Annotated in this window: 16 protein-coding genes; 12 read left to right on the top strand and 4 right to left on the bottom strand. The window is 55.4% G+C overall.

Annotated features, from left to right (window positions below; genetic code table 11):
• Position 1 precedes the first annotated feature (1 nt).
• Together PMI25_RS13950 and gspH are read right to left on the bottom strand one after the other, a co-directional pair.
• Positions 2-610, bottom strand: a complete 609-nt coding sequence (locus tag PMI25_RS13950) for a prepilin-type N-terminal cleavage/methylation domain-containing protein (RefSeq protein ID WP_007968558.1) — start codon at positions 608-610, stop codon at positions 2-4.
• Positions 607-1,059 (bottom strand): type II secretion system minor pseudopilin GspH, encoded by a 453-nt coding sequence (gene gspH, locus PMI25_RS13945; protein ID WP_007968556.1) that lies wholly within the window; start codon positions 1,057-1,059, stop codon positions 607-609. Before gspH ends, PMI25_RS13950 begins: the two co-directional genes overlap by 4 nt.
• A gap of 134 nt (positions 1,060-1,193) precedes the next feature.
• Here gspH and PMI25_RS13940 point away from each other — a divergent pair, with 134 nt between their 5' ends.
• Positions 1,194-1,625, top strand: coding sequence for a type II secretion system protein N (locus tag PMI25_RS13940; RefSeq protein WP_007968555.1), 432 nt, complete (start codon positions 1,194-1,196; stop codon positions 1,623-1,625).
• Between the two features lie 262 nt (positions 1,626-1,887).
• Here PMI25_RS13940 and PMI25_RS13935 read toward each other — a convergent pair whose 3' ends face one another.
• Positions 1,888-2,781, bottom strand: coding sequence for a LysR family transcriptional regulator (locus PMI25_RS13935; RefSeq protein WP_007968553.1), 894 nt, complete (start codon positions 2,779-2,781; stop codon positions 1,888-1,890).
• Positions 2,782-2,914: 133 nt separating this feature from the next.
• On the opposite strand from PMI25_RS13935, the gene PMI25_RS13930 reads away from it, so the two are divergent.
• From PMI25_RS13930 to PMI25_RS13885, 10 genes are all read left to right on the top strand, one after another.
• Positions 2,915-3,895 carry an aldo/keto reductase gene (locus PMI25_RS13930; protein WP_007968551.1) on the top strand — a complete coding sequence of 327 codons (981 nt, stop codon included), beginning with the start codon at positions 2,915-2,917 and terminating at the stop codon, positions 3,893-3,895.
• A gap of 89 nt (positions 3,896-3,984) precedes the next feature.
• Positions 3,985-4,674, top strand: coding sequence for a carboxymuconolactone decarboxylase family protein (locus PMI25_RS13925; RefSeq protein ID WP_007968548.1), 690 nt, complete (start codon positions 3,985-3,987; stop codon positions 4,672-4,674).
• Between the two features lie 95 nt (positions 4,675-4,769).
• Positions 4,770-5,081, top strand: a complete 312-nt coding sequence (locus tag PMI25_RS13920) for a putative quinol monooxygenase (RefSeq protein ID WP_007968546.1) — start codon at positions 4,770-4,772, stop codon at positions 5,079-5,081.
• A complete protein-coding gene (locus tag PMI25_RS28895) occupies positions 5,074-5,445 on the top strand; it encodes a hypothetical protein (RefSeq protein ID WP_150113629.1) in 372 nt (123 codons plus the stop codon). The genes PMI25_RS13920 and PMI25_RS28895 overlap by 8 nt, the downstream gene beginning before the upstream one ends.
• Positions 5,446-6,002: 557 nt before the next feature.
• Complete coding sequence (locus PMI25_RS13910) at positions 6,003-7,151, top strand: hypothetical protein (protein WP_007968545.1); 1,149 nt, start codon at positions 6,003-6,005, stop codon at positions 7,149-7,151.
• Positions 7,148-7,534: a hypothetical protein gene (locus PMI25_RS13905; RefSeq protein ID WP_045122058.1), complete on the top strand. Its 387-nt coding sequence runs from the start codon at positions 7,148-7,150 to the stop codon at positions 7,532-7,534. Before PMI25_RS13910 ends, PMI25_RS13905 begins: the two co-directional genes overlap by 4 nt.
• A 114-nt stretch (positions 7,535-7,648) precedes the next feature.
• Complete coding sequence (locus tag PMI25_RS13900; RefSeq protein WP_007968541.1) at positions 7,649-8,032, top strand: hypothetical protein; 384 nt, start codon at positions 7,649-7,651, stop codon at positions 8,030-8,032.
• Between the two features lie 417 nt (positions 8,033-8,449).
• The gene (locus PMI25_RS13895) at positions 8,450-8,737 is read left to right on the top strand and encodes a hypothetical protein (RefSeq protein WP_007968537.1); all 288 of its coding nucleotides are present in this window, start codon (positions 8,450-8,452) and stop codon (positions 8,735-8,737) included.
• 90 nt (positions 8,738-8,827) lie between these two features.
• Entirely contained in the window at positions 8,828-9,544 is a 717-nt protein-coding gene (locus tag PMI25_RS13890) for a hypothetical protein (protein WP_007968535.1), read from the top strand.
• Positions 9,545-9,973: 429 nt separating this feature from the next.
• The gene (locus tag PMI25_RS13885) at positions 9,974-10,333 is read left to right on the top strand and encodes a DUF6124 family protein (protein WP_007968533.1); all 360 of its coding nucleotides are present in this window, start codon (positions 9,974-9,976) and stop codon (positions 10,331-10,333) included.
• Between the two features lie 217 nt (positions 10,334-10,550).
• Here the strand turns inward: PMI25_RS13885 and gspI are convergent, their stop codons facing one another.
• Positions 10,551-10,925: a type II secretion system minor pseudopilin GspI gene (gspI, locus tag PMI25_RS13880; protein ID WP_007961834.1), complete on the bottom strand. Its 375-nt coding sequence runs from the start codon at positions 10,923-10,925 to the stop codon at positions 10,551-10,553.
• A gap of 148 nt (positions 10,926-11,073) precedes the next feature.
• Here gspI and gspG point away from each other — a divergent pair, with 148 nt between their 5' ends.
• Entirely contained in the window at positions 11,074-11,532 is a 459-nt protein-coding gene (gene gspG, locus PMI25_RS13875) for a type II secretion system major pseudopilin GspG (protein WP_007961835.1), read from the top strand.
• Positions 11,533-11,535 lie beyond the last annotated feature (3 nt).

Raw genomic sequence — 11,535 nt, 5'->3', positions numbered from 1 at the left:
ACTACTCTAGCGGCCCCATCACCTGCCGATACCGCTCCACCCCCTGCGCCGTCTCCCGCGTCAACCTTACCTCCAACCCCAACGGTTCCTCCCGCCGATTCCCACTCAACTGCCGCCAACCCTTATCCACCTCCCAAACCCGCACCTGCACATCACTCACCCCATCCAACACCGCCACCCCAGCTCCCGGCGCCGGCAACGGATAACGACTGCGCGCCTCAGCCACCGCCCGATACAACGTATCCCCCTTGACCCACCAACGCACCCGCTGCAAAGCCCCAGGCTGATCCGCCGCACGGCGAATAATATCCAGCCGAAACCCTTTGCTATCACTGCTGCGCACCGTCAACGCAGGCGGCGCACTCGGCGGCTCATCATCCACACCAACCTTCTTCGGCTCGGTCAATTCAATCCCCGCACGCATCTCCACATCACGCTGCAACTGATTCAACGCCCGCAACAAACTGTCGCTCTGCTCACTGCTCGCCTGCAAATGACTGTCCGCCCGCGTCACACTGTCCAGACCGCGCCAGGCAATCAGACTGACCACCGCCATCAGCAAAATAGCGACCATCACCTCGATCAGGGTAAAGCCCCGTTGGTCGTTCATTGCACACTGATCCTGCCACTGGCATCACGCAGCACACTCAGCCGATTGAGCCCATCAGACAAGGTCAATTGCAGCGGCGGATTAATCCACTCGGCGTTGAGCACCACCTTCTGCTTAGGCTGCACCCGCACCTCCAGCTTCGGGCTCTGCCAGGTGCGCGGCCGCAACTGCGGATCATCCTTGAAATGATCAAACCCCCGACCACTGTCACTGCGCCGACTGAACCGAAACCCCTTGCCATCACTCACCCACACAATCGGCCGACCATCCGCCCGCGCCTCCGCCTGCGCCACCTGCAGCAACTGCGCCACACGCTCGGCGTCCTTGCGCAGCAACTGCAGCGGATCCGGCTTGATACTCAGACTGATCGCCGCACTGGCAATCCCGATGATCACCAGCACCACCATCAGTTCGATCAGCGTAAAGCCCTGTTGCTTGCCCACATTCATCGGTTGCGCACTCCGTTGCGTCCTGCCCCGTCCCCAAAAAAACATCCTGCACGGCCAACATGTAAGACGTGTGAAATAAAACCGTGAGAATTGCCGCGTAGCCTGTCAGCAGGGACTAAAAGGAGATTCAGCCCATGATGCTCACCACCCGTATATCCCCCCCGCAAACCGTCCAGGCCCTCGCACTGCTCGCCGCCCTGGTCGGCGTCGCGATCTGGTCGTCGCTACTCCTGACCTCCGCCGAATCCCACACCCCACCAGCGCCCCCGCAAATGCTCGCGGCACGCAGTGACAGCCCGGCGTTGCAGTGGTTTTCCAACCAGACGGCGCCGGTGGATATCAAGGTGAGCGGGGTGATGGCGGGGTCGCGCGGGGCGGTGGCGATTTTGAGTTTGAACGATGGGCCGCCGCGGAGTTTTTTGCAGGGGGAGAGGGTGGGGCCTGGGGTGAAGTTGGTGGCGGTGGAGGGGGATGGGGTGGTGATTGAGCAGGGGGGGGAGAGGGTGAGGCTGGGGGTGGAGAGGTTGGGGGAGGGGGTGGTGTTGCCGAGCCTTGTTAGGCCCTGATTTGTTGGATCGGAGTCGTTATTTTTGCTGTTTAGTTGAATGCCGGTTCAAGGGCCTCTAAAGGCAAGCAGCCGAGACGCAAGCGAGTGCTTGTTTTCGCTCCAAAGCTGATACGGGTAGACGAAAATGTCCGCTATCGGCCAAAAGCTGCCGGTGGGAACCGGCAAAAGCAGGCATTGATGATGGCGTGGATCAACTGCTGGAGGTGGTCAGTCACCAACGAGAAATTCGACAACCAACACAGGATCTGTTCGCGGAGGCCCTAACCCCTGTAGCGGAGAGCGTTGGCTACAAGTGCGAAGGCTGGCAAGGATTGCCTCCGGCTCGGGTAGTAAAGGTGATATCCCGGAAACGTCGGCGCCCAATCCTCAAGAACACGGATCAACCGGCCATCCTCGACGTATGCCTGGACAACATCCTCCGGCGCATAAGCCAACCCGTACCCTTCCAATGCGGCGGCCATTGTCTGGGATGAGGTATTGAAGATCATCTGCCCTGGTACCTGAACATGCAGCGCTTTACCAGCCTTGGAAAACTCCCAGGCATACAGGCCACCATGGGTGGGTAAACGCAGGTTCGCGCAGTTATGGGTGGTCAGATCCTGGGGGACTTGTGGCTTTGTACGGTGGGCAAAGTACCCCGGCGCGCCCACCACAGCCATGCGAAAGTCAGGGGAAATCCTGACTGCAATCATGTCCTTTGCCACTTGATCACCTATCCGTACCCCCGCGTCATAACGTTCAGCGACGATATCGATCAACCCGTAACCGATGTTGATCTCCAGGGTGAGGTCGGGATATTCCGGCAGCAGCTTGGATAGTTTCGGCCAGAGAATGGTGGATGCGGCATGGTCGTGGGACGTTATCCGAATAGTCCCTGATGGCTTGTCGCGCAGCTCTCCCAACGCGGCGACTTCGGCTTCTATTCCCTCGTAGTAAGGCACGAGGCTGGCGAGCAAACGCTCGCCGGCTTCGGTCGGCGACGCACCGCGTGTGGTGCGGGTAAGCAAGCGAATTCCGAGACGCTCTTCAAGACTGCGGATGCTATGACTGATAGCGGATTGGGACACACCCAGATGGGCAGCGGCCCTGGTGAAACTGCGCTCGCGCGCCACGGTGATAAACACCGAAAGGCTGTTGAAATCGTACTGTGCCATTATGAATTTATCTCATACCGGTTATCTCAGTATGCCACTTCTTGAATGTCTCAGATCTTTTTAAAGTAGCTGCATCCCCCAATAACCCAACAACTTGAGGGTTGGTTTCCAATACCCTCAAAGGAGATGGATGATGCAAAAGCGCAAAATCGGCAGCAACGGCCTCGAAGTTTCAGCCATTGGTCTGGGCTGCATGGGCCTGACATTTGGCTATGGCCCCGCCACTGACAAAGCGGACGCGATCAAACTCATCAGGGCTGCCTTTGAGCGCGGTGTCACCCTTTTCGACTCGGCCGAAGCCTATGGGCAAGTCAACGAAGAAATGGTGGGCGAAGCCGTTCAGCCATTTCGCGACCAGATCGTCATCGCTACAAAATTCGGTTTCAAGGACGGCAATCCCGTCGCTGGGCTGGACAGTCGGCCTGAGCGCATCCGCCAGGTGGCGGAAGAGTCACTCAAGCGCCTGAAGACCGACTGCATTGACCTGTTTTACCAACATCGCGTCGATCCTGATGTCCCCATGGAAGATGTTGCCGGGGCCGTGCGCGACCTCATCAAGGAAGGCAAGGTCAAATACTTTGGCATGTGTGAAGCCGGCGTAGACGCTATCCGTCGCGCCCATGCGGTACAGCCGCTGTCGGCGCTTCAGAGCGAGTATTCGATGTTTACCCGCGAGCCTGAACTGGAAATTATTCCAACCCTCGAAGCGCTCGGGATTGGTTTCATTCCCTTCAGCCCCCTGGGCAAGGGTTTCCTGACCGGGAAAATTGATGCCGGCACGACCTTCTCCAGCGGTGATGTACGGAACAATCTGCCTCGTTTTGCTGACGGTGCCCGCGAGGCTAACCACCATCTCGTCGCCCTGATCGGTGAAATTGCCCAGCGCAAACAAGCGACCCCGGCCCAAATTGCACTGGCCTGGCTACTGGCACAAAAACCGTGGATTGCACCTATCCCCGGCACCACCAAGCTGCATCGCCTGGAAGAGAACGTAGGCGGAGCAACCGTGGAACTGACCGCAGAAGACCTTCGTGAACTTGGTGAGGTTCTGGCCAAGGTGCCTGTACAAGGTGAGCGCTATAACGCGCAGATGATGAAAACCATCAACCGCTAAGCGTTCTTTACCGCCTAACGGTGTTCCTTTCAGGGGGCGCCGTCACGCCTCGCTTTCCCATTATTCACCTGCACGAGCGATCAATCACTATGAAGTTAGCCGAAGGGAACTTCGCCGTCCCGGCATTTGTACGTTACACCCAGGACGTGCTTCTGGAAGAGATATGGCAGCGTCCGCAGCTCCTGCCCCGGGATCGCAGCATCGTGACTATTGCCGCCTTGATTGCACGACATCAGCCAGCCGAAATGGCTCGCCAGTTCGATTTGGCGTTGAACAATGGTGTTAAGCCCACCGAACTGAGTGAAGTCATCACTCATTTGGCGTTTTATTCAGGCTGGGGCAATGCCACGTTGGCGGCATCCATCGCCAAAGACGTGTTTGAAGCCCGAGGGATCCCGCCAACCGCATTATCGGATGCACAAGACAACATGCTCCCAGTCGACGAAGCCTTTGAGCAGATGCGCGTGGCGGCGGTAGAACAGATGATCGGCCCCGCTTTCGAAGTACTCGCAGGCTATACAACTTCGGTACTGTTCCATGACCTGTGGCTGCGCCCGACGCTAACTCCCCGTGATCGCAGTCTGATCACGGTCGCAGCCCTGGTTGCAGTGGGGCAAGCCGCTCAAATTCCCTTTCACGTGAATAAAGCCTTGGACAATGGCCTGACCCAAATTCAGGCCGCTGAAGTCATTACGCATCTGGCCTTCTACGCCGGCTGGCCGAACGCAATGTCGGCGGCTGCAATCGCCAAAGGCATATTCGAAAAGCGCTCCGAGTAAGTCGCTAGGCAAATCCGGCGCTGTGCGTCGAGTCGGCCGCCGTGAATCGGTCGTTTCGCGTCAGCTGAGGGCTCCTCTACATCCAGGGTGAAAACATGCAAAGCACCAAATCAGAAGAGCGGCACATCATCTGCGAGCTTCGCTGCGATGATTGCAACATCGAGCGGGCCAAAGCGTTAATCCTGCAATTTGTCGAACCGGCAAGAGCTGAACTCGGTTGCCTGTATTACGACCTCTATCAGAGCTTCGAGGCAACCAATACGTTTTACATTATCGATGGCTGGACAAACCAGCAGGCTGTCGAAGAGCACGCTGGCAACCGGCATGTCGCCACCGTTATGGATGAGCTACGTCCATTGCTCACTTTCGGCCCCGTCATTACCCTCAATGCTCGTGTAAGTGACTGAGGTCAATCGGCTGGTTGCACTTATGGGAAGCGCCAACGGTTATGCGCTTCAGATTTCACCAAAAGCGTTTTTGGGTGATGTCCGTTTAGGGTCGTTTTCTGCCTCTCACCACGGGCAGAAAACGGCCATAAGCAGCCTTTCGGGACAGGCGGATCCAAAGCAAGCACTGCCTGCCATGGGATCACGTTCGCTTGAGTTGAAACGCAATCTTAATCGCGGCCTCAGCTTGACCAGCGAGCAAAGCTATTTTCGCGGGGATGATAACCTCACCCCAAGACAAATTTGTCGCGATGGACACTATCAAATAGAGCTCGTAATGCTGTCGGTTCAACTCGGCTTTGATCCAAGCAAGGGTGCTATCTAGAGTGCCAACTGTTACTGGGATAGAGATATACCTGCTTTGGTCCGTCGGTCGCACACCGCCGCGACGACATTCGAAGTGAACAGCCATCCGTTCGTAGGTCTGAGGGTCAATGCCATGCACGACGACGAAATAGTCTAAGCAATCATCCTGGTTCACTGTAGTAGTCATAAATTTGCAGTCCATTAAAGAGACCAATTCGCCGTAGAGGTCTGCCAGCTAAAGTCTTCTTGGCGCCGGTTTCTGCCATTATCCATTGTTGACCGACTGATTGGGTCCATAAGCAGCCGACCGCGAACGACTGCTATTGGCCGAAAGCAGCCATCGGGTGTGAAAGATAGCTCAAAGCACGTTATTCCACTGATAACGCTATGGGTGGCCATCTGCTGCCATACAACCATCTCCCCTCACCAGTTATCCTGCGCACCCCACGAATGACAGGAATCCGCAGCTACGGCACAGCTTTTTAGGCTTTGTCCTACAGCCAGCACTCGGGCTTTCCGATAGCGTTCGGCTGTCAGAACCTCAAGTCAGTATTCCCGAAATGACAAGGATGATGCATGAGTGAATATGGAAACGTACCAAAGCCCGCGCTACCTAACCCACCAAGAAAAAAGGTCTATCGCGGCGTAGAACCGACCGACCTGCACGCCAAGTATTGGGCGGAATACCCTGAGGAACCGGCGTCGAAACCGGCTGCTTCGAAGGCACCAGCGGAACCCGGTTTCTACATCGTTCAGCAAGTCATGCCACGCTCTGCGCTAGAGGCTGCACTGTTCGATAAGCCGGATGGTGCAACGCTTGAGAAGTTCACGCGCCTCAACCCTCACGTCACCGGTTATGCCAAGCCCGGTCAACTCATCGTGTTAAGCGATCCGAACAATCCGCAGTGCACGCGTGAAGAAGCGTTGCTCATGGAAGCGGCTCAGAAGGTGGACGCGGCACTCAAACCCATGAGCGACGAAGAGGCCAGCTTCATGGTTCGCTATCGGAGCGAGATTGAATCCATTCTTTCGCAAGGTTCAACATCAATCGGTGTGGGTGAATCGATTTTCGCCAAGAACCTGGAGGACGTGAAGACTTCGCTGAAGGAAATCGAAGCGTTGCACCAGAAAAGCTTTCAGCGTGACGGTCACTTGCGTAGTTCAGAGTTCTTTGCAGAACGTGCACGTTTATTTGCCAAGCTTGATAGACAGCTCACAGGTTTAACCAGAAAGGGCATCGGCTTCCCTGATCATCCGAGCCTGAAATCAGCCCTCGGCATATCCAGCAAAAGTCTGGTGCATCACTGGAGTCTGGCGGGGGCTCCGGGGCAGATTCCTGGCTACGCCACTCATACGGAAGGTGTCGCGAGAGCAGCCAAGGTTGTTAAGTACGGCGGCTGGATTGGTACAGCCGTAGGTGGCGGGGCGTCTTACATGAAGGTTCAAGAAGTCTGTGCGGCAGGCAACAAAGACGCCTGTGAAAAGATCAAATATACCGAGGGTGGTAACTTCGTCGGAGGAGTGGCCGGCGGTGCTGCTACCGGTGCGTTTTTGACCGGCTCCACGGCGGGGATTATCTGTGTCGGCTTAGGTGTGCCTACAGGTGGCATGGCAACCTTGGCATGTGGCGTCATCGTCGTAGCTGCAGGATCATACGCTGGTGGGGCCCTTGGTGGGGCTACAGGCGAGTGGGCTGGTGAGAAGATCTATGAGGCAAGTAAATGAGTTTGAACGTCGTTGATAAGGTACTTCTATCCATTGCCGTCGTTGATCTGGCAGGGCTTATTCTTTGGATAGGAGTCTGTTTGCACCTGGCCTATACGAAGATGGATTTGATGTTGGAGCACCTGAAGAATTGCTCAGCCATCATGACGCGCGCTCCACTTCGACACGGTGGACCTTGGGGAAAGCTTCTGCTCGTGGGTGGTATATCGGGCATCGTCACCTTCCCCAGGTTTTACTTGAAAAGGGGCGAGCTAAGCTCCGAAGATTTGGCCAGTTTCCCACCCCATCTCAAGCGTAAGTTAGTAGTGCTGCAATGGAGCGTTATTTGCCTGTTGTTGGTCATGATCAGCTTCGGAATAGCTGTTAAATCAGGTTTCGTTTAGCGCCTCTGCATTGCGCGGCTCCCACCGTAGGCACAGTGAAGGCTGGATAAGCGCCGATGTTTAAAGGCGGGTGTCATGTGAGCCGGCTGGCGGAATGATTTACGAGGTCACCAAATGAATATCGCAGAACTAATAGCCGGAGGGTTGTGTGGCGTAGTGATTATCTCAATGCTCATCTGGATCGGGATTGCGCTCCACATTGCGCACATCAAGACGGACGTGATCCTTGAGCACCTCAAAAACAGCTCTGCCGGCACCAGGTTAGCGGCGCTGAAGCACGGAGGCGCTTGGGGCAGATTGCTTTTGGTAGGTGGCGCCTCTGGTCTCGTTACGTTTACGAATTTCTACATTAGACGCGGCACGCTCAGCACCGAAGATGTAGCGAGCTTTCCGGCCTCACTCAGGCAGAAACTTGTATGGATGCAATGGAGCGCAATAGCGCTGCTTTCTGCGATGGTTGTGCTGGTTGCAGTGGGTAAATCAGGAATACTCAAGTGACCTGATAATAAGGTTGCTCGATAAATAAGCGATCGATCGGTCACAGGGGACGAATCCATTCTTTGAGAAGGGATCCGACCCAGAGTAATTTCGATTACAGAGGCTGCCAATCTGCAGCTAGTCTCCAGGCTTATGCTTGTGAATAGGCAACGTCGGGTGTTTTTTATCGTTGGGTGGGTTCACATGCCGTCTGCGATCTTCCTTGCCGTCTTCGCGTTTTGGCTTAGGACCTGGCTTGATGTCAGTAAACATACTCACTCCTGTAAAGATCGGTGATGAGAAGCATTGAAAAAGTAGCACATGGCCAGCCAGTTGGCTCATTACGCTGACATAGCTACCACCGTTCAGATTAAGTACCGAACCGGTCAGACACATCAAAGCCAAAACCCATCACCTTCAACCTTCGGTGCCGCAGGAATGAAAAAGCTTTTAATCGCGGCGATCCTCGCCGTGATGGTCATGCTCTATGTCGGCTACTACGATGCCCTTGAGGACGGAGACATCGAGACCATTGTTTTCATCAAGAAGCACCCCACGCTCCATATAAAGTTTTACAACATCCACGCAAACGATGGGGAGATCAGGAAGGTAGAGCGCCTGACACCAGAGGAGCGGGCGTGGATTATTGATTACTGCAGGTACCGGTTAGGTATCGACACGGCACTGAAAACCCAGGATGAAGTCCAGATATGCTCGAAGAAATAGCACTGTCTAATTGGCCGTGTAAGCCTTGTTGTCGCTGATACCCTGATTCCCGACATCTACCTTTGAGCCGCCAAATAGCCAGGAGTTGAGATGGATATCAAAGAGTTTTGCGCCGCTCATCGATTTGATATGAGCAAAAGTGGAGTCGCGTTGGGCGGCGGTGATTTCGGAATGATGGATCTGAAAACTTCGCCAATTGAATTTTTGACTTTGGCAGAAGAGGATTTTGAACGGGGTGGATTGGCAGCTCTTGTCAATGCAACGACTAATGTGAAACGCGCCATTGTCGGTCAGCTTGACCAATTGCTGATCTCTTTTGGCTATCAATCACTTAGGTGGAACGTGCCGAAGAAGATCGAGCGAGTAAGGGCGCTTGGGTTATTGGCTCCCAGTCTGTTGCGTAAAGTGGTCGACATGCGAAATTTTCTTGAGCACGAGTACGCCACACCTGAGCTCAAAAACGTTGAGGAGGCATTGGATATCGCGAGTCTATTTGTGATGTCCGCTTCAGCGATGTTCATTCCGTTCGATGATGTCTTGGAGTTTTCACGACCTGAGCCCCAAGTGGCGGATAGCTCTGTCACACATCTCACCGCGGGATTGAGTCGGGAGCAGTCAGGCAGGGTTTTTTACACTGTTTACGCGTATGAGCCTGGCGAGTACGCCGGACATTGTGTTGGTCAATGCCAGATTCAATCAGGGCATGTCCTGTTTGAAGCAATGGTGAAGCTTTCCGCATCGCTGATGCTTCGATACAAAGTAGACCAAGCACTCAGTGATTTCGAAGCTGCCTATGCTCGGTTATGAGTGCTCGTCATTTTTGTATTGGGGGAAAGGGCCCGGTCCAGTAAAGGGGGGAGTGGCGCAGCAAGGCCCCAATAAACGTCAGCGTTTAAAAAGACATCTCCAGTCAATCTCTCAGGCTACATATCCTTGCGCCTTTGCCTACAGCTACGCCAGAATCCGCCGGCTTGTGCGCTTTGTACCTGGTCTTTATCGTCTACGTGTCGCTGGCAACCCAGCGACCGGGTTTAGCGACCCGACCAGGTATAAGTGCAACGACGCTCCAGTTTGTCGCAGACGTTTGCGACGACGATATGGTGGCTGTGCGTGGGAGACCTTCGGGTCTGCCGGGTCTTATACCTCTCGGTTCGCTAACCCGCGTACAGCTGCCACCCTTACTTGTTTAGCGACGGGTTTTGGTGGTTCCACCAGGTATAAAAATGGAGCTTCACCATGATCAAACCAACACCCAACCCACCCGAAACCGCCTCGGTTTCCCCCTACGAATCTATCGATTCAAAAAAACTACACGAAGCCGCCGACCGCGCGCTCGACCATTACCTTTGTCCGCCCGGATCCACGCCGCCGCCACGTAAACACCGTGGTATGTATGCCGTGACGGCGGATAACAAGACCGAAGAGCTGCTGGTGGATGCCAGTGAAACGCTTGCTTCGGCCAAAACTCTCGCGCAGAACATTGCCAGTTTGTTGCCGGTGTCGCAGCGGCACGCGCTGGCGGGGATTGCGCAGTTGATCATGCTCGGGGAGTTGGCGGTGAATCGGGCGTTGGATAATTTGCAGTTGCCGGGGTGATGTAGGTATCGGGGACACTTGGTGATTGATCGGGTGTTCATTCTGGCGCCTTCGCGAGCAAGCTCGCTCCCACAGGGTTTCAGGCTGATTGCGGATGTCGTGTGGGGCAGGCGTTGTTTTGTTGCCTGAGGTGTTTGTGTAGGAGCTGCCGAAGGCTGCGATCTTTTGATTTTGATTTTTAACAACAAGATCAAAAGATCGCAGCCTTCGGCAGCTCCTACAGGGAGCGATTTAATAGGGTTTCCAGGCGGGCCAGGGGCGGGGTGTCCTGGTTGCGGTCGAAGACTTGGATGGCGATTTTGAGTAGTCGGCCATTTTCAGCCGCTGCGATTACTTGCTCACACCGCAACGACAATCGTCCCTGATCACAATCAACGGCTTTCACACCGGTCGGCAATCGACCTTCCAGTCGCAGCTCCGCCATGCGTGTCTGCGCCGCAATCATCGCCACCGAACGATCCCGCAAAATCCCGCTGCTCTGCGTCATCAACCCCGCCACACGCACAGCGGCCGACATCGCCACGGCAATGATCGCCAGCGCCACCAGCACTTCAATCAGGGTGAATCCGCTTTCTCGGGAGCGCGAAGGCATATAAGGCCCAAAACCAGAGCACAGCCCTCGACCCTAACCCCCGTCCTTGACGGCTTGACGACGAAAACTCCCGAGGATTTTCAACATCCCTGACATATCTTCTTGCAACACTGCGCGTCGAATCGAATCAAGCCAAGGGAATGTCGAGATGGATATCGCGCAGTTCAAACAGCCTGGACGACAGAGCCGGATGCCCCGTGGGCAGCAGGGTTTTACCCTGATCGAGATCATGGTGGTGGTGGTGATTCTCGGGATTCTGGCGGCGATGGTGGTGCCCAAGGTGCTGGATCGGCCGGATCAGGCGCGGGCCACGGCGGCGAAGCAGGATATTGGCGGTTTGATGCAGGCGCTGAAGTTGTATCGCCTCGATCACGGTACTTATCCGAGCCAGAGTCAGGGTTTGAAAGTGCTGGTGGAGCGGCCGGCGGATGCGAAGAACAGCAACTGGCGTTCGTACCTGGAGCGTTTGCCGAACGATCCGTGGGGTCGTCCTTATCAGTACCTCAACCCCGGCGCGAATGGCGAGATCGATATCTTTTCCCTCGGTGCCGACGGCCAGCCTGACGGCGACGGCGTGAATGCCGATATCGGTTCCTGGCAGCTGTAAGGC

Source organism: Pseudomonas sp. GM30 (assembly GCF_000282275.2).
Classification (GTDB): domain Bacteria; phylum Pseudomonadota; class Gammaproteobacteria; order Pseudomonadales; family Pseudomonadaceae; genus Aquipseudomonas.
Note: the sequence above shows the minus strand (reverse complement) of the source record. Positions and strands in the feature narration are given on the sequence as shown.